The sequence below is a fragment of the Luteibacter aegosomatis genome (assembly GCF_023078455.1).
Taxonomy (GTDB): domain Bacteria; phylum Pseudomonadota; class Gammaproteobacteria; order Xanthomonadales; family Rhodanobacteraceae; genus Luteibacter; species Luteibacter aegosomatis.
Map to the genome: position 1 here is coordinate 589,009 of NZ_CP095740.1, position 25,805 is coordinate 614,813.

At 68.7% G+C, this 25,805-nt stretch carries 12 protein-coding genes; 9 read left to right on the top strand and 3 right to left on the bottom strand.

From position 1 onward, the window contains the following. The first annotated feature begins 43 nt into the window (after nt 1-43). The 6 genes from L2Y94_RS02640 to argS all read left to right on the top strand — a co-directional run bounded on the left by L2Y94_RS02640 (nt 44) and on the right by argS (nt 19,071). Nucleotides 44-10,861, top strand: coding sequence for a VCBS domain-containing protein (locus L2Y94_RS02640; RefSeq protein ID WP_247372964.1), 10,818 nt, complete (start codon nt 44-46; stop codon nt 10,859-10,861). A gap of 20 nt (nt 10,862-10,881) precedes the next feature. Further along, nucleotides 10,882-12,774 (top strand): TolC family protein, encoded by a 1,893-nt coding sequence (locus L2Y94_RS02645; RefSeq protein WP_247372965.1) that lies wholly within the window; start codon nt 10,882-10,884, stop codon nt 12,772-12,774. Between the two features lie 5 nt (nt 12,775-12,779). Beyond that, nucleotides 12,780-13,610, top strand: coding sequence for an efflux RND transporter periplasmic adaptor subunit (locus L2Y94_RS02650; protein WP_247372967.1), 831 nt, complete (start codon nt 12,780-12,782; stop codon nt 13,608-13,610). A gap of 4 nt (nt 13,611-13,614) precedes the next feature. After that, complete coding sequence (locus L2Y94_RS02655; protein WP_247372968.1) at nt 13,615-14,994, top strand: efflux RND transporter periplasmic adaptor subunit; 1,380 nt, start codon at nt 13,615-13,617, stop codon at nt 14,992-14,994. Nucleotides 14,995-14,997: 3 nt separating this feature from the next. Then, the gene (locus L2Y94_RS02660) at nt 14,998-17,121 is read left to right on the top strand and encodes a site-2 protease family protein (protein WP_247372969.1); all 2,124 of its coding nucleotides are present in this window, start codon (nt 14,998-15,000) and stop codon (nt 17,119-17,121) included. Between the two features lie 219 nt (nt 17,122-17,340). Beyond that, nucleotides 17,341-19,071: an arginine--tRNA ligase gene (gene argS / locus L2Y94_RS02665; RefSeq protein ID WP_247372970.1), complete on the top strand. Its 1,731-nt coding sequence runs from the start codon at nt 17,341-17,343 to the stop codon at nt 19,069-19,071. Between the two features lie 518 nt (nt 19,072-19,589). On the opposite strand, the gene L2Y94_RS02670 is transcribed toward argS, so the two are convergent. From L2Y94_RS02670 to L2Y94_RS02680, 3 genes are read right to left on the bottom strand one after another with little or no spacing between them, the layout of a single operon-like run. After that, nucleotides 19,590-20,828 (bottom strand): flavin monoamine oxidase family protein, encoded by a 1,239-nt coding sequence (locus L2Y94_RS02670; RefSeq protein ID WP_247372971.1) that lies wholly within the window; start codon nt 20,826-20,828, stop codon nt 19,590-19,592. Then, a complete protein-coding gene (locus L2Y94_RS02675; protein ID WP_247372972.1) occupies nt 20,825-21,199 on the bottom strand; it encodes a hypothetical protein in 375 nt (124 codons plus the stop codon). Before L2Y94_RS02675 ends, L2Y94_RS02670 begins: the two co-directional genes overlap by 4 nt. Further along, on the bottom strand, nt 21,196-21,753 hold the full coding sequence (locus L2Y94_RS02680; protein WP_247372973.1) for an RNA polymerase sigma factor: 558 nt from the start codon (nt 21,751-21,753) through the stop codon (nt 21,196-21,198). The genes L2Y94_RS02675 and L2Y94_RS02680 overlap by 4 nt, the downstream gene beginning before the upstream one ends. Before the next feature lie 131 nt (nt 21,754-21,884). On the opposite strand from L2Y94_RS02680, the gene L2Y94_RS02685 reads away from it, so the two are divergent. From L2Y94_RS02685 to L2Y94_RS02695, 3 genes are all read left to right on the top strand, one after another. After that, nucleotides 21,885-22,208: a hypothetical protein gene (locus L2Y94_RS02685; protein ID WP_247372974.1), complete on the top strand. Its 324-nt coding sequence runs from the start codon at nt 21,885-21,887 to the stop codon at nt 22,206-22,208. A gap of 68 nt (nt 22,209-22,276) precedes the next feature. Beyond that, on the top strand, nt 22,277-24,478 hold the full coding sequence (locus L2Y94_RS02690) for a penicillin acylase family protein (protein ID WP_247372975.1): 2,202 nt from the start codon (nt 22,277-22,279) through the stop codon (nt 24,476-24,478). Beyond that, complete coding sequence (locus L2Y94_RS02695) at nt 24,475-25,782, top strand: amidohydrolase family protein (RefSeq protein ID WP_247372977.1); 1,308 nt, start codon at nt 24,475-24,477, stop codon at nt 25,780-25,782. The genes L2Y94_RS02690 and L2Y94_RS02695 overlap by 4 nt, the downstream gene beginning before the upstream one ends. The last annotated feature ends 23 nt before the right edge of the window (nt 25,783-25,805 follow it).

Consider the following 25,805-nt stretch of genomic DNA (forward strand, 5'->3'; position numbering starts at 1 on the left):
GGCGGTCGGCCCGTGTCGTGTCCGTCCACAGGCAAGGCGACCCATGTCAGGGAACAAGTCCTCGAACCCCTTCCGTCCGCGTACCCACCGCTATGCGCTGGAACCTCGGCAGATGTACGACGGCGCGGCGGTCGTCGAAGCGAACCGCCACGTCGATGCCGCCCAGTCGGCCCAGGACGCGGGCAAGTTCCAGAGTCCGGCCACGGAACAGCCTGGCCAGGCGGCACCGACGCCGCATGTCGAGGCACGCTTGTTCGTGGCGGCCGTGTCCACCGATTCGACGGTCACCACCGCGAGCAAGGGGCTGACGGTGGCCGAGCCCAGCTCGCTCAATGCTCCCGGCGCCGACCGCGGCACGCTGAGCGGCTGGACCATCGCCGGCGCGTCCGGCGACCCGGTCACCGTGACCGCCCGGGTCGGCGACGCCACCAAGGGCACGCTTCTTTCGTCCGGCGGCGGCACCACCAGCGACCAGGGCGCCAGCTACACCTTCAGCGGTACCCGCGCCCAGGCCACCGCGTGGCTCAACCAGCTCACCTTCGTCGCCGCCGACACGGAGCTGGGCCTTACCGCCGCCAAGACCACCATCGACGTCACGGTGAACGACGGCCAGGCGCACACGCATTCGCTCGACGTGACCATCACGCCGTCGAACGATCCCGTGTCGGTGGCCGATGCCACCTTGACCGTGCCGGAAGTGGACGCGTCCGGCGGGCGGAGCGTCACCGTCATCGGTACGGATACGCTGGCCGCGCACGACCCCGAAGTGGACGTGTCGGGCACGCAGACGCCCGACCAGATCGTCTACAGCGTGACCGGCCTGCCGCAGTACGGCTACCTCACCCTCGATGGCAATCGCCTCGGCGCGGGCTCGATCTTCACCCAGCAGGACGTGATCGACGGCCGCGTGGCCTACGTGCATACCGCCACGGGCGCCGACCAGGACACCGCCGACGGCTTCGATGCCCGGGTGAACGACGGCGCCACGCCGCTGGACCGCTCCGATACCGTCCACGTCACGTTGAACATCGCCCCCGTGAACCAGGCGCCGACCATCGGCGGCGAGGGCATGGTCTACGAGGGCCAGCCGGCCAACGCGCACGACACGGGCAACGTCGGCCAGTACATCGTGGCCGATACCGGCGGCGATCCGCAGGACTCGGCGCTCACCGTCACCATCACCTCGCTCACCACGCACGGCACGCTGTACTTCAACGGCGTGGCGGTCACCGTGGGCCAGACGTTCGACTATTCGCAGCGCAACCTGCTCACGTACGGCAACGACGGCGCCGAGAACATCGCCCAGGACAGCTTCGGCGTGAGCGTGAGCGACGAAGGCGGCGGCACCGGCACGAAGGGCACGGGCACCGGCACGATCGTCCTCGACATCGCCGCGGTGGACGACGATCCCGTCTTCGACCGTGGCAGCACGCGCACCGCCACGGTCACAGCCGGAGGCGAGGCGCCCGCGGGCGCCTACGCGGTGACGCTCACCACGCAGATGATCGGCGCGTCCGACGTGGACACGCCGGACCGTAACATCAGCTTCATCACCAGCCAGGCGGGTCTCACCCACGGCTATCTCACGTTGAACGGCCAGCAGTTGAAGGACGGCGCCACGTTCACGATGGACGACGTGCGCAACGGCCGCGTGCAGTACGTGCAGGTCTCCGGTGCCGCCGCGGGCGATCAGGACACCTTCCACTTCCAGGTGGTGGACAACACGACGGCGCTGCGTTGGAACGCCGACGGCAGCACCTTTACGCGCATCGGCGGCGATTACACCGGCGGCACGCCGACGGACACGCTGAACGATTTCGTGTTCACCATCGACCTCGCGCCGACGTCCGCGGGCAACGCCGGCCACCCCGCCGCGCACGATCCGCAGATCGCCGAAAGCGCTTCCGACCACGCCGGCACCGACCAGCAGGGCAGCACCCTGGGCCAACTGGACGAAGGCGGCAACCTCGTCATCCAGGGCACCACCACCGACGGCCAGCCGACCGACGTCGCGCATGCGCCGTTCCTCAGCTACACGGCCACGGGCGTGGACCCCTCGCAGGTGGTCTACACCTTCCTGGGCTTCACCAACGACGCGGGCATCACCACCGTCGCCGGCACGCTGCAGAAGCACGTGGGCAACGCGTGGGTGAACGTCGCCGAGTTCGGCACCTTCACCCAGGCCGACCTCGACGCCGGCAACATCCGCTTCCAGCACAACGGCGACAGCGAGAATTTCCACGTCAAGGCCAACTTCTCGGTCAGCGCGGGCCTCATCACCACGCAGAACGGCCAGCCGACGGTGGACACCTGGACACCGGCGTTCGACATCTACATCCGGCCGACCAACGACCTGCCCACCGTCACCGGTTCGTCGAACACGGTGATCGCCGAAGGCGAGACGGCCTACATCACGCGCGGCCAGCTCGGCCTGGGCGATCCCGACGATGCCACCAGCCAGAGCTGGCTCGAAGGCACGCCCACGCTGCACAACGGCGATCCCAACTTCGCCGACAACAACGACGCCACGGGCGCCAACGCGCTGAAGTTCCTCATCACCAGCCTGCCGCCGGGCGGCAAGCTGCAGTTCTCCACCGACGGTGGGCAGAGCTGGCAGGACGTGACCGTGAATACGCAGCTGGACGCATCGATCATCACCGACAGCGCGGGCACCACGGGCCTGCGTTTCGTCAGCAACGGCTCGGAAGTGCGCAGCGCCAGCTTCACCGTCGAGGCGCAGGATCGCTGGGGCGACCGTTCGGCGAGCCCGGCCACCGTCACCATCCAGATCACCAACGTCAACGACGCGCCGCAGATCGCGAAGGACCCGACGCAAGCCGATCCGGTGGCGCCGCAGGATTCGCCGAACAACATCGGCGGCGCGTCGGTCAACGAACCGCTCACCCTGCCCGAGGGCGGCTACGCGCAGATCACCACGGCGATGCTCCAGGCCTATGACCCGGACAGCACCGGCACGCAGGTGCAGTACGTGATCACCAGCGCGCCACAGCACGGCAGCGTGGCGTTCTCGACCGACGGCACCCACTTCCACGTCCTCGGCAAGGGCTCGTCGTTCACCCAGGCCGATGTCGCCGCCGGGCACATCTACTACCTCAACGACGGCAGCGAGCCGACCAGCGGCGGTTATCCGTCCACGCCGGACGACTCCTTCGGCTTCACCCTGTCCGACGGCGACAAGGAGCAGACGGGCAACGCGTTCTGGATCTACACCACGCCGACGAACGACGCGCCGGTGGTCAAGGCACCCACCGGTCCCATCGACATCGACAGCGCCGATCCGGCCAACAACAAGGTGCCGGGCTTCAGCGTGTCCGATCCGGATCTCACCGACGGCATCGGCGCGGGCGAGACCGACGCCATGCAGGTCACCGTCCGCCTGCTCCATGCCGACGGCACCGCGTTCGCCGCGGGCGAGTACACGACCGATGGCGTGGCCATCGGCATCGCCGGCGGCAGCGGCGTGACCATCGACGCCGACAAGGACGGTTCGGGCGACTACCTCGTGCTGACCGGCACGCGCGCGCAGATCAACGCCGCGCTGGCGGGCCTTTCCGTCACCTTCGGCAGCGACCTCGACGCGACGTACCAGGTGCAGGTGATCGCCGACGACCGCCTGCGCGACTCGAGCGGCGCGCTCGCGGGCGGTGCCAACGGCGGCCCGGTCAACCAGTCCGACGAGCCGGGCACGGGCACCGGTGGCGTCAGCTCGCCGGTGGATGCGAACAATTACGACTGGTACGCCGACGACGTGCCGTCCGACAGCGGCAATCTCTCCGCCGCCACGGTGGACATCCGCGCCTCCAGCGTCAACGAACCGGCGACCATCGGCGGCCCGGGCTCGGTCGTGCCCGTCTACGAAGACCAGCCGACCCACATCGGCGGCGGCTTCACCGTGAGCGATCCGGAATCGGCCGCGTTCGACACGCCGGTGACGGTGACGCTCTCCGTGCCCAGCGGCACGCTGGGCATCGGCGGCGCCGGCATCCAGACCAGCGCCAGCGGCGCGGGCGGCCAGGCGGTGACCATCGCCGGCGACGGCACGGGCGCGCTCGTGCTCACCGGCCGCGCCAGCGACATCGAGGCGTTGCTCAACGACACGACCAACGGCCTGACCTACCTCAGCGCGCGCAACGTCAACCACGACACGAACGGCGGCGACGCCGGCGACGTCACCCTCACCATGAGCCTCGACGACACCGGTTCGCGTATCGGCGGCGACGTGGGCTCGGGCAGCGTCGCCAACAACCCGGCCGACGTGCACGTCGCGCTCGACATCGTGCCGGTCAACGACGCGCCGACCGTGAACGCCGGCGGCGACACCGTGTACCTCAACGGCAGCACGCCGGTGGGCGGTTTCTCGGTGGACGACGTCGATTACGCCGACGGCGGCGGCATCGCCGCCGGCGAGCAGGATTTCATGCAGGTGACCGTGCGCGTCACCGATGCCGCCGGCCATGCGCTGGCGGCGTCGAACTACGCCAACATCGTGCTCGGCTCGAGCACGGCGGGGACCTCGGGCGCCACGGTCGACGGCACCTTCGACGGTACCGATTCGGCGCTGGTCATCCGTGGCACGCGCCAGCAGATCAACGATTACCTCGCCGGTCTGGAAGTCTCGATCAGCGGTGCGCTCGCCAACGTCGACCAGGCGTTCCGCGTGGAAGTCGTCGCCGACGACCGCCTGCGCGATCTCGCCTCCGGCGCGCTCGACGGCTCGAACGCCGCCAACGGCGGCAAGAACGACGGCGGCACCGGCACGCAGAACGTGCCCACCACCGACATCGATCCGTACGCCGACGTGCCGAATGGCCTCGGCCAGAACGTCTCGAAGGGCTCGCGCGACGTCTTCCCGACCTCGATCAACAATCCGACCGCCATCGGCGTCACCGGCGACAACGCGGCCGACGAGAACGCGGGCGACATCTATACGCTCAGCCACGTGACCCTGGCGGATCCCGACGCGGGCACGGCGGCCATCAGCGCGACGATCACGTTGCAGGACGGTTTCTCGATTCATGACGTGGCCGGGCATACCGCGTCGGGCACCTACGGCAACATCTCGTTCACGATCTCCGGCGACGGTCGCTCGGTGACCATCACCGGTGCCATCACCGACGTGCAGGCGGCGATCAACAGCGTCGGCATCCGGCTTCCCGCCGCGGTGGCGGGAGACAACAACGGCCACTGGAACGGCACGTTCCAGGTGCAGCTGACGGTGAACGACAACGGCAATCACGGCGATCGTCCCAGCCAGGGCGTGCTCGACGACGACCAGGCCCAGAACGAAACCGACGATCCGACCACCATCGGCGACGAATACGGCTACGCCGACGGCACGTCCAGCGCGCTGACGACCACGCGCGTGATCGACGTGACCATCAGCGGCGGCACCCAGGTGCAGGAAGCGGGCCTTCACGACGGTAGCGGCCACCAGGGCGTGGACGGCACCGAGACCTTCGCGCTGTTCAACGATCTGTCCAGCGTGACGATCGGCGACCCGGCCGACGGTGCGGGCCGTTTCGTTACCCTGACGCTCGCCCAGCTGCAGGACATCGCGAACGTCCCCGTCGGCGACCGCACGATCGCCACCGCCCATGGCACGCTCGTCGTCACGGGGTACGACTCGGCCACCCGCACGCTGACCTACCACTACGAGCTCACCTCGGCGGTGAACCAGCCGGGCGCGACCAGCAGCAACGAAGTCATCGCCATCTCGACGACCGACAGCAAGAACGTCACGGACAACGGCACGCTCACCGTGAACATCGTCGACGACGTGCCGGTCGCGGTAGCCGACCAGAACGACGTCAACGAGAACGGCACGCCGACGACCGGCAATGTCGTCGGCAACGGCAGCGCGAACGACAGGGCCGACACCGTCGGCGCGGATGCCAACGCCGCGCCGGTCACCGGTGTCGCGGCGGGCAATTCGAACGGTGTCGCGGTGAGCGGTCGCGTCGGCACGGTCGTCACCGGCGTCTACGGCCGTCTCACGCTCAACGCCGACGGCAGCTACAGCTACACGGTGAACGACAACGACGCGCGCGTGAACGCGCTCAAGGACGGCCGCACGCTCACCGACGTGTACACCTACACGATCACGGACGGCGACGGCGACCGCGCCACGGCGACGCTTACCATCACCATCCATGGGCATACCGACGGATCGCCCACGGTCACGTCGGTGGACGGCAACGGCGCGGTGGCTGGACAGGCCACGGTCCACGAGTCCGGCCTGGTCGACCACGACGGCACGAACGCCGCCACCGGCACCATCACGCTGACCGCCCCCGACGGCCTGGCCAGCGTCACGGTCGGCAACGCCACGCTTTCCCTGTCGAACCTGACGGGGCTGTCGCCGAGCACGCCCCGGACCATCCTCACGTCGAACGGCACGCTCACGCTCACCGGCTTCACGCCGACGGCGACGGTGGGCGGCGTGCCCACGGCGGGCACCCTCAGCTACACCTTCACGCTGACGAGCCCGATCGCGCAGCAGCCCGGCATCACCGACAGCACGTTGGACGTCGCATTGCTGGTGACCGACGCGGGCAACGGTACCGCCCTCGGCACGCTCACCATCGACGTCGTCAACGACGTGCCGACGGCGAATGCGGATCACGCCGACATCAACGAGAACGGCACCACCGTCGCCGGCGACGTCGTCGCCGGCGGCGGGACGAACGTGGCCGATCGCGTCGGTGCGGACGCGACCGCCACGCCGGTCTCCGGCGTGGCCGCCGGCAACTCGCAGGGCGCGACCGTGACCGGCAACGTGGGCATCGGCGTCACCGGCACCTACGGCACGCTCACGCTCAACGCCGACGGCAGCTACACCTATGCCATCGACTCCGACAACGCCGAACTGAACGCGTTGAAGAACAACGAAACCCGGACCGATACCTACACCTACACGATCACCGACGCCGACGGCGACACCAGCACCACGACGCTGACCATCACCATCCATGGCCAGACCGACGGCACGCCGTCGGTGACGCCGCATGACGACAACGGTGCCGCGGCCGGGCACGAGACGGTCCACGAGTCGGGGCTGGTCGACCAGGACGGCAGCCAGGTGGTGAGCGGCAAAATCGATTTCAGCGCCGGCGACGGGCTCCAGAGCATCACGGTGGGCGGCACCACGCTGAGCCTGGCGCAGCTGGATGCGCTTGCCGCGGGCGGCAAGGTCGTGCTCGACACCGACCACGGCAAGCTCGAACTGAACGGGTACGAGGTGACGACCTCGGTCGGCGGCGTGCCGACGAGCGGCACGCTCAGCTATACCTACACGCTCACCCGGATCACGGCCGGCAACGGCGTCACCGACGACATCCCGTTGGTGGTGAGCGATGCGCACGGCGGCACGCAGGGGCCGCTCACGATCGACATCGTGAACGACACCCCGACCGCGCACGCCGACAACGCCGACGTGAACGAGGACGGTCCGTCGATCACGGGCAACGTGGTCTCCGGGGCCGGTCCGCGCGACGTGGCCGACCGCATCGGCGCTGACACGAACGCCTCGCCGGTCTCCGGCGTCGCCGCCGGCGATTCGCAGGGCGCGAACGTGAACGGCCACGTGGGCACGGGCGTGACCGGCACCTACGGCACCCTCACGCTCAACGCCGACGGCAGCTACGGCTACGTGCTGGACAACGCCAACGCGACGGTCAACGCGCTGAAGGACGGCGACACGCTCACCGATACCTACACGTACACCATCACCGACGGCGACGGCGATACCAGCACCACCACGCTCACCATCACCATCCATGGCCACACGGACGGCGCGCCGACGGCCGAACCGCATGACGGCAACGGGGCGGGCAACGGTACCAATGCCGCGGGCGACGCCACCGTATGGGAGTCCGGTCTCACCACCGACGGTCCGGTGGGGCAGGCCAGCCATGTCTCCGACACCATCGACATCACCGCGCCGGACGGCCTGCTGGGCATCGAGATCAACGGCGTCGCGATCACCCGCGCCGAACTCGAAGACCTCGCCCAGGCGCCGAAGACGATCGTCACGTCGAAGGGCACCCTGACGCTCACCGGTTTCGACGAGACCGACTTCGTCGGCGGCGTGCCGACCCGCGGCACGCTGTCGTATACCTACGACCTGGCGGGACCGTTGGTCCAGGTCGCCCCCGACCACGCCAACAGCACCGATACGTTCGCCGTCACCGTCCACGACGTGAGCAACGGCACGGGCACGGGCAACCTCGTGATCGACATCGTCAACGACGCGCCGACCGCGAACGCCGACCGCGCCGACGTGAACGAAGACGGCGGCGTTCCCGTCACGGGCAACGTCGTCATGGGCGGCGGCACCGACGCGGCGGACCGCCTCGGTGCCGACGGCACCGCGACGCCGGTCACCGGCGTGTCGTCCGGCGACGTGGGCAGCGACGTCACGGGCCATGTGGGTTCGGGCGTCGCCGGCCAGTACGGCACGCTCACCCTCAACGCCGATGGCAGCTACAGCTACGCGGTGGACGACGCCAGCGCGACGGTGAACGGCCTGCGCAACGGCCAGACGCTTACCGATACCTACACGTACACCATCACCGACGCCGACGGCGATACCAGCACGACCACGCTCACCATCACCATCCACGGCCATACCGACGGCTCGCCGACGATGACGCCGGTGGACGGCAACGGCGGCGCGGACGGGCATGCGACAGTCGCCGAAGCGGGCCTCGTCGACCACGACGGTTCGCAGGCCACGACCGGCACGATCGACCTCACGGCCGACGACGGCCTTTCCGGCCTCGTGGTGGGTGGCACGCCGGTCAGCCTGGCCGACCTGGGCAACCTGTCGACCACGCCCATCACCATTCACACGCCGGACGGCACGCTGGTGCTTACCGGTTTCACGCCGGGCACCTCGGTCGGCGGCGTGCCGACCAGCGGCACCCTCAGCTACACCTATACGCTCGACCACGAGACCTCGACGCCGAACGCGGCCAACGGCCACGACGACGTCGCGCTGAAGGTGATCGACGCGGGCGGCGGCGAGGCGACCGGCACGCTGCGCGTGAACATCGTCGACGATGTACCGACCGCGAACCACGACGACAACGCCATCGACGAAAACACCGCGTCGGTCGGCGGCTCGGTCATCGACAACGATCGCATCGGTGCCGACGCCACGGCGTCGCCGGTTACGGGCGTGGCGGCGGGCGTGGCCGGCGGCGACGTCGGCGGCCATGTGGGCGCGGGCGTGGCCGGCACCTACGGCACCCTCACGCTCAACGCCGACGGCAGCTACGGCTACGCGCTGGACAACGCCAACCCCACGGTCAACGCCCTGAAGGACGGGGAGTCGCTGACCGACACGTACACCTACACCATCACCGACGCGGACGGCGATACCAGCACCGCCACGCTCACCATCACCATCCACGGCAAGACCGACGGCAACCCGGTCATCGTGCCGGCGGGTGGCACGGGCGGCGCGGGCGGCCACGCGAGCGTCGCCGAGTCGGGCCTCGCCGATCATGACGGTTCGCAGACGACTACCGGCGTGATCGACGTCACCGCCGACGACGGCCTGTCCTCGGTCACCGTGGGCGGCACCACGCTCACCGCCGACCAGCTCGCCGCGCTGTCCGGCGGCACGCCCGTGATCGTGCATACGCCGGACGGCACGCTGGTGCTCACCGGCTTCCAGCCGACGTCGACGATGGGTGGCGTGCCGACGGCTGGCACGATCAGCTATACGTACACGCTGGACCATCCGACGGCCGGTCACGGCGTGACCGACACCATCGCGCTCACCGTCACCGATCGCGGCGGCGACACCACCGCGGGCGCGCTCGTGGTGGATATCGCCAACGACGTGCCGACGGCCCATGACGACAGCGCCACCATCGTGCAGGACGCGGGCCAGACCGCCACGAGCGGCAACGTGTTCACCGGCACGGCCACGCACGTCGGCACCGACCGCATCGGTGCCGACGGCTCGGCCAATGGCGGCCCGGTCACCGGCGTGGTGTCCGGCAACACCGGCCACGCGGGCAGCATCGGCGGCGTCAGCCAGGGCGCGTTCGGCACGCTCGTGCTTAACGCCGACGGCACGTACAGCTATAAGCTGGATACCGCGAACCCGGCCGTGAGCGCGCTCGACGCCAGCCGCACGCTGACGGAAACCTTCGTCTACACCATCACCGACGCCGACGGCGATACCAGCACGGCGACGCTCACCATCACCATCCACGGCACCACGCCGCCGATGCAGGCGCGCTGGGGCGACCAGATCTTCCCGATCGCCTACCAGCGTCCCGACCGCGACATCCGCCAGGCCTGGGAGCCGGGCCTGTTCGTGGTGCCGGAGGTGAACCAGTCGCAGGACGACACGGTGCGCTGGCAGAACCAGTGGGTGACCGGCCGTGGCGGGTTCGCCGTCGACGCCGGGCTGCCGCAGGATCCCTCGAACGTGCAGTTCGTGCTGGACGACGGCGTCGCGTACTCGCAGAAGGTGCTGGCCGAGGCGCATGCCCGCTCCCGCGTTGCCCTCAGCGACTTCGGCTTGGCGTCGAGCCCGCTATGGGACGACTTCTCGCCGTTCGCGCCGACGCGCGTCGGCCAGCTCGACGCCTATGCGCACGAGCGAGGCCGCGCGGACAACCACGAGCGCGAGCATCTGCGTCCGCACGCCACTGCCCACGACGCGCCGCCCGCGCCGGGCAAGACGGTACCCGCCACCACGGTGCCGCCGCCGGCCTCCACGCCGTCCGGCGCACCGTCGCTCACCGCACAGATCGCGGCCATGGCCACCTCCGGCGCCGTGCCGCTGGCCCAGGCGCCCGCCGCCCATCCGTCACGTCATTAATCGAATCGGAAAAGAACTCCATGCTCCCTTCCAAAGCCATGAAGCCTGCCGTCCCGCTCGCCGCGTCGATCGCCCTTGCCGTGTTCCTGACGGGTTGCGGCGCGGTGAAGCCCAAGCCGCTCACCCATGACGAGATCGTCAACCGCGCGAAGAACGACCAGCAGGCGATGTACAAGGGCCAGGAACCCGTCACCGCGCCGATCACGCTCGCCGACGCGATGGCCCGCTCGCTCAAGTACAACCTCGACTACCGCCTGAAGCTGATGGAGACCGCGCTGTCGCGCGGCCTGCTCGACGTGTCCGAGCTGGACATGCTGCCCAAGCTGATGACCGACGCCGGCTATCGTTGGCGCAGCAACGATTCGGGCGGCACCAGCATCGGCATCCAGGACCGCGTGATCAGCCTGCGCCCGTCCACTTCCGAAGAGCGCGTGCACTACCTCGCCGACGCCACGCTGTCGTGGGACGTGCTCGACTTCGGCCTGAGCTACTACCGCGCCAAGCAGCAGGCCGACGACGTCAACACCACCGACGAGCGCCGCCGCAAGGTGTTGCAGAACATCGTGCAGGACGTGCGCGATGCTTACTGGCGCGCGCTCGGCGCGCAGCGCCTGCTCGGCGAAACGCAAACCCTGGCCGACAACATCCAGGCCGCGCTGGAGAAGACCCGCCAGGCCGAACGCGCCGGCGTGCTGCCACCGGTGGAAGGCCTCGAATACCAGCGCGCGCTGCTCGACGCGATGACGCTGGTGAACGAGAAGCGCCAGGAAATGGAGCTGGCCAAGCGTGAACTCGCCGCGTTGATGAACCTCGCGCCGGGCACCGAGTTCACCCTCGCCGACGCGAAGGAAACCGGCCTGTCGCAGGTGCCGACGAACCTCGACCAGCTCGAGCAGATGGCGCTCGAACAGCGCCCCGAACTGCGCGAGGAGGATTACAAGACGCGCATCGATGCCGTCGAGACGAAGAAACAGATCCTCGCGCTGTTCCCCAACCTCAACCTGTTCGGCGGCGTCGGCTACGACTCCAACAAGTACCTCTACAACGAGAACTGGGCCCAGGGCGGCGTCAGCCTCTCGATGAACCTGTTCCGCCTCGCCGGCATCCCGGCGATCAAGCGCACGAACGAAGCGCGCATGAAGGTGGACGACGCGCGCCGCATGGCGCTGTCGATGGCCGTGCTCACCCAGGTGCGCGTGTCGGTGGAGCGCTACAAGCTCGCCGTGTACGACCACCAGTTGGCCGAGGAATCCGCGCGCGTCGACCAGCGCCTGGCCAGCGTCGCCCGCGCCGGTTCCAGCCACCAGCTCACCAGCGAACTGGAAACCCTGCGCACCGGCGCCCGCTCGATGGTGTCGCGATTCCAGGAAGCCTCGTCGTACGCCGCCGCGCAGTCGGCCTACGGCCGCGTGCTCAACTCGGTGGGCATCGACCTGATGCCCGAACAGATCGCCTCCAGCGACCTGCCGACCATCGCCAAGGCCATCCAGGCCAGCCTCGCCGACGGCGAGAAGCAGGTGTTCACGCAGGTCGCCGACGCGGCCACGGTGGATCGTCCGATCCGGCTCAGCGTGTCGGGCCTGCCCGAGCGCGTCGACGGCGAGGCCGTGCGCGGCGCGGTGGGCAAGGTGATGACCGGCAACCATCTCACCCTCGGCAACGGCGGCGACGCATTGGCCGTGGATCTGCACTACAGCGCCGCCCCGGGCAAGACCGCCACGCGCGCCAAGTGGGACGTGACCGTGCAGGACACCGCCGGCAAGCGCCTGCTCACGCAGAGCTATCTCAGCTACCTCCCCGACGACGTCACGACGCGTTCCGTCGTCGCCCTGGCCGAGGCCGCCACGCTGTCGGTGATGGATGCGATCCATCGCCTCGCCGCGGCCCCCGAGACCGCCGCCGTATCGCAGTGAGCCGCATGAACACCTTTCGACATACCGTCGCACCGGCGCAGGCCGGTGCCCACGGCGAGACGCGCCATCGAGCGACCGCGCTCAAGGCCGGCCTTTTCGCGTTGGTCCTGACCTGGACCGGTACCGCGCCGGCCGAGTCCGCTCCAAAGGCCGCCTCGCAGGCCCCCGTGCGCTTCCTCGTCGTCGCCGCGCAGGAAAGCCCGCTGTCCGCCGTGGCCGGGGGGCGCGTGGCCCGGGTCTATGCGCAACTGGGCGATACGGTCGCCAAGGGCAAGGTGCTGGTGTCGCTCGATTGCAGCGACGTCGAAGCCCGTCGTGCATCGGCCGATGCCGAGTACAAGGCCGCGCAGTTGAAGTACGAGGCCAAGGCCAAGCTGCAGGGCCTGGATTCGGCCGCCGCGCTGGAGGTGGAACTGACCGCCGCCGACGTCAACCGCACGCGCAGCCAGGAACGCATCTTCGAGGCGCAGCTCGCGCAGTGCCGTTTCGTGGCGCCGTTCGACGGCCGCGTGGCCCGCGTGCACGTGAAAGAAGGGCAGGGCGTCGCGCCCGGTGCCCCGGTGATCGACCTCGTCGGCACGGGCACGCCGAAGGCGCGCCTCAACGTGCCGTCGAACTGGATCGCTTGGCTGAAGCCCGGCGCGCACCTGGACGCCACCATCGACGAGACGGGCGCCAGCTACCGGCTTACCGTGACCCGCCTGAGCGGCCGCGTGGACGCGGTGAGCCAGACCATCGAAATCGAAGCCGAATTCGAAGGCGACACCAGCCGCGTGCTGCCGGGCATGAGCGGCCGCGCGTCGCCGGGCAAGCCGGACGCGGGTCCGAAGGTCTGATCCGATGAACGCACACGACGTTCGCGGCGCGAACGCGCCGTCGCGGTTCTACGCGCTCGCGGGGCGCGTGGAAGCCGCCACCCATGCGTCCGAGCTGGGCTTCATCGCCTGCAACGAGGCGCGCCTGCTGGTGGATTACCGGCAGGCGGCGCTGGTGTCGTTGTCGTCGGCGCGCGGACCGAGGCTGGCGGCGCATTCGGGTCTGGCCGATCCGGACCCGAACACGCCTTACGCCCTCTGGCTTACCGCCGTGGCCCGGCGCGTGGCCGAACGTTGCGCCGAACTGCCGCAAGGCGCGCGCGTGCTGCCGTTGTCGGCGGACATGCTCGGCGACGAACTGGCCGCCGAATGGAGCGAGTGGCTGCCCGCGCACGTCTGGGTGTTGCCGCTGTCCGGCCCCGATCGCGCGGTGGGCGCGCTGCTGTTCCTCGCACGGGACGACGCGTGGCCCACCACGTTGACGCCGGACAGCGCGGAATTCGCGCTGCTGCAACTGGGCAGCCTGCTCGGTTACGCCTGGTGGTCGCTGGTGGCCAGGCCGTCGCGCTGGCGGGACGCATGGCGCAAGGTGACGCGCGGTCGCGGCCTGCGTTACGCCCTCGCGGCCCTGTTCGTCGTGCTGCTGATTCCCGTGCGCGAATACACCCTCGTGCCGGCCGAGATCATTTCCACGCGTAGCCAGGTCATCGCCTCGCCGCGCGAGGGCGTGATCCATCGCATGGCGGTACTCCCCAACTCACCGGTAAAGGCCGGGCAGGTGCTGGCCGAGCTGGACGACACCACCTTGCGCAACAAGCTCGCCGTGGCCCAGGCGGAACTGGCCACCGCCAACACGGAAATGCACCAGGCCGCGCAGCAGGCCATCGAAAGCCAGAGCGCGAAGGCCGACCTCGGCATGGTCGAAGGCAAGTGGCGCGAACGCCAGGTCGACGTCGACGCCCTCCAGCGAGAGGTCGACAAGCTCGCCATCCGCGCACCCGCCGATGGCGTCTTCGTCTATTCCGACCCCGACGACTGGGCGGGCCGTCCCGTGCAGACGGGGGAACGCATCGGCCTGCTTGCCGATCCGCATGCATTGGGCGTTCGTGCCTGGGCGCCGGTGGGCGAGGCGACCAACCTCGCCTCCGGTGCGCCGATGACGGTGTTCCTCAAGGTGGCGCCGCTGGATCCGCTCGATGCGCGCCTGGACTACGCCGGTTACCAGCCGGTGGAAGCCCCCAACGGCGTGGCGAGTTATTCGCTGCGTGGCACGATCGACGGCACGCCGCCGGGGGCTCGCATCGGCCTGCAGGGCACCGCGCGGGTGTCCGGCCGCTGGAGCGTGCTGGGTTACCTGATGCTGCGGCGTCCGCTGGCGACGGTACGCGCCTGGATCGGGCTGTAAGCGATGGCGGCCCTGGCCGAGATGGCGTCGATGGCCGCGGCGGCACCGCCGTGGCCGGCGTTGCGCGACGAGCTGAAGATCCACCCGGCGGGCCGCAACCGCGACGGGTCGCCGGCGTGGCATCTGTCCGATCCCGTGCGCAACCAGTTCTTCCGCATCGGCTGGCTGGAATTCGAGATCCTGCGGCACTGGGGATTGGGTGAGCCCTCGCGCATCGCCGCCGCGGTGACCGACACCACGACGCTGGCCCCCGACACGCAGGACGTCGTGGATTTCGCGCGCTTCCTCCAGCACCAGCAGCTGACCCGCGCGGCGCAATCGAAGCACGGCCCCTCGGTGCTGCACTGGTTGTTGCAGAACTACCTGTTCATCCGTATTCCGCTGGTGCGGCCGGAGCGTTTCCTGCGCCGCGCCTTGCCGTACGTGCGGTGGATGTTCGGCATGCGTTTCCTGGTGGCGACGCTCGTCGCCGCCGTGCTCGGGCTGCTGCTCGCCGCGCGCCAGTGGGACGTGGTGCAGGCGAACCTGCGTGGCGCGATGAGCTGGGACGGGGTGATGGCGTTCGCCGGTGCGCTCGTGTTCTCCAAATGCTGGCACGAGTTCGGCCATGCGTTCATGGCGACGCGCTTCGGCGTGCGCGTGGGACACATGGGCGTGGCCCTGCTGGTGATGTGGCCGATGGCATACACCGACACGGGCGAGAGCTGGAAGCTGGAAACATCGCGCCGCCGCCTCGCCATCGCCTCGGCGGGGGTGATGGCCGAGTTGGTGCTGGCGGCATGGTGCACGCTGCTGTGGTCGTTCGCGCCGGAAGGCAATGTCAAGAACGCGCTGTTCTTCCTCGGCACCACGGCGTGGGTGCTCACGGTGGCGGTCAACGCCAGTCCTTTCATGCGCTTCGACGGCTATTTCATCCTCGCCGACGCCCTGGATTATCCCGGCCTGCACGAGCGCGCCGGGCGCTGGGCGAAACGCTGGGTGCGCAAGAAGCTGCTGGGCATCGAAGATCCCCGTCCCGATGCGGTATCGCCGCGCTTCGCCGCGTTCCTCACCGGTTTCGCGTTCGCTACCTGGTTGTATCGCCTCACGTTGTTCGTGGGCATCGCCGTGGTCGTGTACCACGCCTTCTTCAAGGCAATGGGCCTCATTCTGTTCCTCGTGGAAATCGTGACGTTCGTGGTGAAACCCATGCTCAACGAAGTGCGTGTGTGGTGGATGCGCCGCGCGGAAATCCGCCGGTCGGTCCTCGTGCGCTGGCTGGTGGTGCTGGGCGTGCTCGCCCTCGTGCTCCTCGTGCCGTGGTCGTCGCGCGTCGGCGGCGAGGCGGTGGTCGAGGCGGGCTTCGAACAGCCGGTGTTCACGCCGTACCCCGCGCGCATGGAACGGGTGAACGTCACCGACGGCATGAACGTCAAGGCCGGTGAGGTGCTGTTCGAACTTACCGCGCCTTCGCCGCAGGACGATCGCGCCAAGGCCGATGCCTTGCGCGACGCCTACGAGGCGACCGCGCGCGGCGCCGGGGCCCTCGACAAGGACGGCGTGGCGAAACAGGTGGTCGCCGACCGCATGGCCGACCAGTACGAGGTGCAGCAGCGCGCCAGCTCGGCCGAGTTGCACCGTTTGCGCCTCGCCACGGCGGAAGACGGCGTCGTGCGCGATCTCGATCCCACGCTGCAGGCCGGGAGCTGGGTGTCGCCGGGCTCGCGTATCGCCACCGTCATCGGCGGTACGCGCTGGCGCGCGGAGGTGCTGGTGTCGGAAGCCGATCGCGCCCGCCTGGTGCCGGGCAGCGACGCCACGGTTTACCCGGGCGACGGCGGAAGTCCGCTGCGCGGCCGGATCGTCGCCGTGGACAACGGTGCGCTGGAACGCCTGCCGAGCCTCGCCTTGGCGAAGAACCACGGCGGCCCCATCCCGCTCAACCCGACGGCCCCGGTGAAGGAGCTGCGCCCGGCGACGGTGTGGTATCGCGTGCGTGTGGAAGGCGACGGATTGCCGGGGCCGTTGGGTTCCGAGCAGCTGGCGACGGTGAAGATGAGCGGTCGTCGCGAAAGCCTCGGTCGCCGCTGGATCGACAGTGCGCTGCTGATCCTGTTGCAGCAGACGGGGTTGGGCAAGGACGGTTGAGAGGGCTTGTCGTCGCCGCCGGCCCGGCGCAAGGCGCTGGGTTCCTGCCTTCGCAGGAACGACGGACTTCATGATTGATACGTTGCATATGTGTCCCTCATGTCGTTCCTGTGAAGGCAGGAACCCAGCGTCTTGCGTCCGATCACGCGGCGGCGCTCACTCGACCTCGCACGCCGATCACGCGATGATGCAGGGTGCACTTCCACGGATGCCGCATCCATGCCCACCCTCGCCACGCACGTCGAGCAGCTGCTCATCGCCGCCTTCGAAACCCACGGCTTCGACAGTCGCGGCGTGCGCGCCGTACCGGCACAGCGACCGGATCTGGCCGACCTCCAATGCAACGCGGCCATGCCGTTGGGCGGAGCGACCAAGCGGCCGCCGCGCGAAATCGCCGAAGCGGTAGCCGGGACGCTGCGGGGCGACGACGCCTTCGACAGCGTGGAAGTCGCCGGACCGGGCTTCATCAACCTGCGCCTGTCGTCGTCGCTGCTGGGCGAATGGGCCGAACGCCAGCGCAACGACGAAAGCGCCGGCATCGTGGCGCAGCCGCCGGAGACCGTCGTGATCGACTTCGGCGGTCCCAACGTCGCCAAGCCGCTGCACGTGGGCCACCTGCGCTCGCTGGTGCTCGGCGAGAGCCTGCGGCGCATCCTCATCGCGCAGGGGCATCGCGTCATCGGCGACGTGCACCTGGGCGACTGGGGCCTGCAGATGGGCATGCTGATCTCCGAGCTGCCGTCGATCTGGCCCGAACTGGCCGAGGACGGCCCGTGGACGACGAGCCCGCCGTTCGACATGGCCCAGCTGCAGGCGATCTACCCGCGCGTGGCCGCCGCATGCAAGGCCGACGACGCGCGTATGGCCGTGGCCCGTGCCGCCACCGCGAAGCTGCAGGCGGGCGACGCGGCATCCATGCGCCTGTGGGAAACGATCCGCCGCGTGTCCCTCGACGCGCAGACGGCCGATTTCGCCGCGCTCGGCGCGCATTTCGACGAACTCAACGGCGAAAGCCTCGTGCAGCCGCTGATTCCCGCCATGATCGCCGACCTCAAGGCACGCGGCATCGCGCGGGAAAGCGAAGGCGCACTGGTGGTGGACGTGGCGGAGGAGGGCGACGATTCGCCGGTGCCGCCGCTGTTGCTGGAAAAGTCCGACGGCGCGGCGCTGTATGCCACCACCGACATGGCCACCATCCTCGATCGGCGCGACCGGCTGCATCCGTCGCGCATCGTCTACGTCGTGGACCAGCGTCAGGCGCTGCATTTCCGTCAGGTGTTCCGAGCGGCCATGCGCGCGGGTCATGCCGAAGGCATCGAAATGGTGCACGTCGGCTTCGGCACGGTGAACGGCCGCGACGGCAAGCCGTACAAGACGCGCGACGGCGGCGTGGCCCAGCTTCACGAACTGCTGGCCGACGCGGTGGGCCGTGCGTACGCCCGCATCGAAGAGAGCGGCGACACCGACGACATCGACGCGCGTTCGCGGGCCATCGGCATCGCGGCGGTGAAGTTCGCCGATCTGTCGACCTATCGCACCTCGGGCTACGTGTTCGATCCCGACCGCATGGTGTCGTTCGAGGGTCGCACCGGTCCGTACGTGCAGTACGCCTGCGTGCGGATTACCTCGATGCTGGAACGCGCGGCCGCGCAGGGTCTGGTCGCGGGGAAGATACTCGTGCGTGAGCACGCCGAGCGATCCCTGGTGCTGCTTTGCGCGCGCTTTCCCGATGCCGTGGCGTCGACGGCGCATCGTTACGCCCCGAACGACCTCGCGGACTACGCCTACGACCTCGCGCAGGCGTTCAGCCGCTTCTATGCCGAGTGTCCGGTGCTGGCGGCGGACGACGCCGATGTTCGTTCGTCACGCCTCGCGCTTTCCGGACTGGCGCGGCACGTGTTGGCGAAGGCGCTCGACCTGCTGGGCATACGCGTTCCCACCAGGATGTGAGATGGGCTCCTGTGGAAGCCGACTTCGTCGGCGATAGCGCTCGAACCACGGCTAAATTCGGTGCTCGCCTGGATCAAGCCTATTCAGCAGGCGGTCGGTTCCATTAATGGAAGCCGATCCGTCGCGCGGCGACGACGTTTTCTCGATTGACCGAAAGGCGGTCGAAAGACACGCTGATGCTGGGGTGCGAGTCCGCACGCTCCTGGAGAATCATCCATGAAACGTTGTCTGTTTCTCATCGCCATGGCGATCACGCTTCCTTCCCTCGGCGGTTGCATCATCGATCCCCATCGGCCGCATGGGTATTACCACGACCGCGATCACCGTTGCGATGGCTACCGGGACAGCGATTGTCGTCGCTGGCGTTGACCGGGAGCCGATAGACGCATCGCTGCGACCGTAAGGACGACGCTGGGTTCCTGCCTGCGCAGGAACGACATGAGGAACGTCAGGGCGTAGCGGTCATGCTTGAAGCACGTCGTTCCTGCGCAGGCAGGAACCCAGCGTCTCGAGCCCGGTTATCGCGAAGCGTTCCGACGCGAAAGCACCTCATCCGCTGCGCGCACACCGCTTTCGAATGCCCCGTGCGCCGTGGAGAACGCATCGTGATGCGTCGCCTCTCCCGCGAAGAACAGACGATCCTCGAACGGCGACGCGAGAACCCGGCGCTGGTCGGCATACCCCGGCAGCGCATGGCTGTACGCGCCGCGTACATAGGTGCTGTTGCTCCAGCCCGAGGTCGCCAGTGGGCGCAGGTGGCGACGCGCATCCGCGCCGAGCAGCTTCACCAACCACTCCATCAACCGATCGAAGGCCGCCACCGAGCCTTCGGTGGTGACATCGTGCGCGCTTCGTCCGCCGAGGAAGGTTTCGATCACCGGATGGCCGAGGGGGCGCAGGTAGAACACCGGACTGTCCGCGTCGCGGGGATCGGCGATCAGTGCACGCTCGGCGGGTAGATCGAAGGCGCCGTCGACGCGCAGGAAAAGCTTTTCGTTGCAGCCCAGCGGCAGCCGCGAAGCCGCATGACGCCATGCGTCCAGCGAAGACGGCATCCGGATCAGGTCGCCTGCCAGGACATTGCTGGAGGCAGTGAGAATGGCGGCCCGGGCATGGATGTCGCCCGAGGGCGTCTTCAAGGTCACGCCCGGTGTATCGAGCGCGATGGCCTCGACGGGCGTCGACAGCCGGCAGGTCACGTCGACAGGCAGCGAGGCGGCGATGAGCGTCCCGTAGCCACGCGCCACGCGCCAGTTGTTGCCCGACGCGGCGCGTTCATAGGCCACGTAATCGGTGGCGGAAATTCGTTCGAGCGGTGCACCGCTGATGTACCCGCTCATCGCCTGCAGGTAGCCGTTCCAGGGGCCGTTCGCTTCGAGCGCGTCGCTGGCGAGGTCGGACGCGGGAGGCGACGCCATGAGGCGCTCGTGCCAGGCGTCGTAGGCCGCGTGGGCCTGCGCCTGTTCGCTTTCGGAAAAGTGTGGATGCGGCTGCGGCTTGTCCCACGCCGCCGGGCGGCGATCGATGTCCCAGCCGTTCTCCTCGCCGATACGGTGCCATGCGTTGTGATCGGCCGAATGCAGCCACCCGCAACCCATGTCGAGCGGCAGACCCTCGACGTCGAGCGTCCAGCCGCGGCCGCCGACGCGTTGGGTGGCCTCCAGCAGCCACACCGAGAGACCGCGCCCCGACAGTCGCCGTGCCGCGCCGACGCCCGCCGCGCCGGCACCGACGATGACGACGTCGACCGTGGTCACCAGGGAAGGCCCCGCCGCTGCACGTGCCAGCCCACGGCGGATACCCCCGCCGCCGCGACGACGACGACGAGCCATGCCGCACCCGCGGGTGGCGCCCAATGGAAGGGCGTGAAGCCGATGATCGCGACGATGGCCAGCAACGCCACGGCCGTGCCGACGAGCGCGCCTTCCAGCCGGTCGGCCCGGGTCTCCGGGCGCTGCGCATAGGCGCGCCGTTCGAGTTCGCGCGCGAAATCGGGAGGGAGGTCGGCGTCGGGTGCCTCGCCGAGCACGTCGGCCACGACGCGGTAGGCCGCGTCGCTCGTCATCGCGGCTTCCTGGCGTTCCCAGTCGAAAGGTGGCACGTCCATGGGGGGCATGGTCGGGTTCATGGCGTGGGTTCCATGTGACGAAGCAGTTGCTCGCGGAGCGCGAGGCGGCCGCGGAAAAGATAACTCTTGATCGTGCCGACGGGGAGGGAGGTCACCCGCGCGATGTCCGCCAGCGGCATCTCGTCGAAATGGTAGAGCGTGAGCAGGGTACGTTGCATCGGCGGAAGCGTCTCCAGGGCCTCGCGGACCTTGCCGCGCATTTCCTCGCGGACGAGGCCGGAGGCGAGGTCTTCGGCCTCGTCGGGGTGTTCGGCCACGCGTTCCACGTCGGCCGACCCATCGATGGGAATGCGCCGCTTTTCGAGATGGCGGATCGCCACCGACCAAGCGATGCGCGTCATCCATGTCCTCAGGCTCGCGTCGAAGCGAAACGTGGGCATCGCCTTGTGTGCGCGAAGGAATGCGTCCTGGCACAGCTCGCGCGTATCCTCGCGATCGCCGGTGAGGCGATAGATCACCCGCCAGCACACGTCCTGGTACTCGCGGACGAAGCGCTCCATGGCGCCCTTGCGCCCCTCCAGCACCTCGCGTACCAGCCATCGGTCCTCTCCCATCGCGCTCCTCCCCGTTCCCTGTCTTTGATACAGGGAACGCGGCTGCGGTTGCAAAAAGAGAAGCGCGATCGCCTGCAACCGGAACCGGGCCCCCCGTATCTATCCTCGGCAACCACCACCGAGGAACGATCATGCAAGTCGACCTGACCGCCATCTCCATTTTCGCCTGCATCACGCTCATGGTGCGGTCGTTCATCGATGCCTGGAGCCGACGTCGCCTGCTGCGCGCGGCCGGGTCCGACGATCTGCTGCGCACCTTCATGCTGGGCGAGGACCGCCAACGCCGCCTGTCCAGCCTTTACTGGGGCATCGTCGCGGTCGCGCTGGCCGCCGCCTTCGCGGCCATCGGCACGATGGACACCGAGCGGGTCACGCCCGCGGCCGTGGCCGCCGTGCTCGCCGCGGTGGGCGTGGCCAACCTCGCGTTCTTCGGTATCTCGCGCCGCCTGTCGTGATCGCCGGCACTTGACTGCCGCTCGCCCCCTGACGATAGGATCGGACGATTTGTCAGGGGTTACCCATCATGTCCGCACCTCGCCGTACCGCGTTCGTCGCGTCGCTGGGACTCGTGTTTGCCGTCGCGGGAGCGCGCGCCGCCGAGGCGGACCAGGCGCGCTGGCGACGCGAGGCGCAGGCCGTGACCGTCGTCCGCGACGACTGGGGCATCGCCCACGTGCACGGCAGGACCGACGCCGATGCGGTGTTCGGCATGGCCTATGCGCAGGCCGAAGACGACTTCAACCGCGTGGAAACCAACTACTTGGTCTCCCTCGGCCGGCTGGCCGAGGCCGAAGGGGAGGCGGCGCTGTGGAAAGACCTGCGCCAGCGCCTGTTCATCGACGAAACGCAGTTGAAGTCGCTCTACGCTCGCAGCCCGTCGTGGCTGAAGGCCTTGATGGATGCCTGGGCCGATGGCCTCAACTTTTACCTCGCCACGCATCCCGACGTGCATCCGCGCGTCATCACGCGCTTCGAGCCGTGGATGGCGTTGAGCTTCAGCGAAGGCAGCATCGGCGGCGACATCGAACGCATTTCCACCAAGGGGCTGCAGGCGTTCTACGGCGACGATGCCGCGGGAGCGCTCGCCCAGGCCACGCCGCCGCCGAGCTGGTGGGAGCCTACCGGCTCCAACGGCATCGCCATCGCACCGAAACTCACGGCGAACGGCCACGCGCTGCTGCTGATCAACCCGCACACGTCGTTCTTCTTCCGCTCCGAATTGCAGATGACGAGCGACGAAGGCCTCAACGCCTATGGCGCGGTCACCTGGGGCCAGTTCTTCATCTACCAGGGCTTCAATCCGCACATCGGCTGGATGCATACCTCGTCGGGCATCGACGTGGTGGACGAATTCGCCGAGGACGTGGTGAAGCGCGAGGGCAAGGTGTTCTACCACCACGGCAAGATGCTGCGCCCCATGACCACGCACGGGGTGACGCTGCGCGTACGCAACGCGGACGGCACGATGGGCGAGCGCACGTTCATCACCTATGCCTCGCATCACGGTCCCATCGTGCGTGCCGACGGCACGCGCTGGATCGCCACGGCGCTGATGAACAAGCCCATGGAAGCGCTGGAACAGAGCTGGTTGCGCACCAAGGCCAACGACTATTCCGCCTACATGAAGGTGGCCGAGCTCAAGGCCAATTCGTCGAACAACACGATCTACGCGGACGACAAGGGCAATATCGCCTACCTGCATCCGCAGTTCATCCCCGCGCGCGACGACACGTTCGATTACACCAAGCCGGTGGACGGTAGCGATCCGGAAGCCGACTGGCGTCCGCTGCTGCCGCTGGACAAGGCGCCGCACCTGCTCAATCCCGGCACCGGCTGGATATTCAACACCAACGACTGGCCGTATTCCGCCGCGGGTCCCGACAGCCCGAAGCAGGCCGATTACCCGCGCTACATGGATTCGGTGGGCGAGAACCCCCGTGGCCTGCATGCCACGAAGGTGCTCACCGGCCAGCACGACATGACCAAGGCCTCGCTCCTGGCGGCGGCCTTCGACCCGTATCTTCCCGCCTTCGAGCGGCAGTTGCCGATCCTCGTCCGCGATTACGACGGGCTCGACGCGAGCGATCCGCTGAAGAAGAAGCTGGCCGGGCCCGTCGGCATGTTGCGCCGCTGGGACTACCGCTGGGGCATCGCCTCGATGCCGACCACGCTGGCCGTGTATTGGGGCGACACGCTCTGGGACGCGGTGAGCAAGGACGATACGCAGGAAGGCCTGTCGATCTACGACGTGATGGCCGAGAAGGCGGGCCCGGCGAAGCGCCTGAAAGCGCTTTCGGAAGCGGTCGACCGGCTGGAGCGCGACTTCGGCGACTGGGGCGTGCCGTGGGGCGAGGTCAATCGCTACCAGCGCAACGACGGCGCTATCGTGCAGACGTTCGACGACGCGAAGCCTAGCCTCCCCGTGCCGTTCACCTCGTCGCGCTGGGGTTCGCTCGCGTCGTTCGGTGCGCATCGCTGGCCGGGCACGAAGAAGTATTACGGCACCAGCGGCAACAGCTTCGTGGCCGTGGTGGAGTTCGGGCCGAAGGTGAGCGCGCGGGCCGTCACCATCGGCGGCGAGAGCGGGCATCCGGATTCGCGGCATTTCGACGACGAGGCCGAGCGTTACACCACCGGCAACCTGCGCAAGGTCTATTTCTGGCCCGAAGACCTGCAAGGCCACGTCGAAAGCACCTACCACCCCGGCTCGAAGGACGCGCCATGAACATGCTTCGCAGGCTTACCCTCGCCGGCGGCCTCGCGCTGGCCTTCGCCGTGTCCGCGCAGGACGTGCCGCGGCCCGCCGACCATCCCTTGCTGCTCAAGGCCGATCGCGTGTTCGACGCGAGCGGCGCGCAGGCGCACGACGGATGGGTGGTGCTCGTGCAGGGCGGCAAGATCGCCGCGGTGGGGCCCGAAGCCAAGGTGTCCGCGCCGGCCGGCACCGAGACGCTCTCGCTTCCGGGCATGACCCTGCTTCCGGGCCTGATCGATGCGCACTCCCACGTGTTCCTGCATCCATACAACGAGACGTTGTGGAACGACCAGGTGCTGAAGGAAACGCTCGCGTTCCGCACCGTCGAAGCGGTGAAGCACGTGCGCGACACGCTGATGAATGGTTACACCGCGTTGCGCGACCTCGGCACGGAAGGCGCCGGCTACGCCGACGTCGACGTGCAGAAGGCGATCGACAAGGGCCTGATCCCTGGGCCGCACCTGTTCGTGGCCACGCGGGCGACGGTCGCGGCCCATTGCTACGGCCCCGGCCCGTTGGGCTTTCGCGAGGACGTCGACCTGCCGCAGGGCGCGATCCCCGTGAGCGGCACGGCGCAGATGATCGACGCCGTGCGCGACCAGGCGGCGCATGGCGCGGACTGGATCAAGCTCTATGCCGATTATCATTGCGGCAAGGCGAAGGGCTCGATGCCCACGCTGTCGCAGGAAGAACTCGACGCGGCCGTGGCCACCGCGCATGCGATGGGCCTGCCCGTCGCGGTGCATTCGAGCACGGCCGAGGGCATGCGCCGTTCGGTGATGGCGGGCGTCGACACCATCGAGCACGGCTACGACGGCACGCCGGAGGTGTTCGCGCTGATGAAGAAGCACGGCGTGGCCTACATGCCCACGCTGGAGGCCAGCGCGGCCTACGCGGAATACTTCGGTGGCTGGACGCCGGGCCATCCACCGACGGACGACATGAAGCGCTCGGCCGAGGCGTTCAAACGCGCGATGGACGCCGGCGTCACCATCGGCGACGGCAGCGACGTCGGTGTGTTCAGCCACGGCACCAACTACAAGGAACTGGAATGGATGGTGCGCGACGGCATGACGCCGTCGCAGGCCCTGCTCGCCGCGACGGCGGTGAACGCGAAGGTGCTTCGCCAGCAGGATCGATTCGGCCAGCTCAAGGCCGGGCTCGATGCCGACATCATCGCGGTGCCGGGCGATCCGACGAAGGATATCTCCGTGCTGTCGAACGTCCCGTTCGTGATGAAGGGCGGGGCGATCTACAAGCGCCCGTCTCCATAGGATTCGCGGACAGGGTCCGCTCC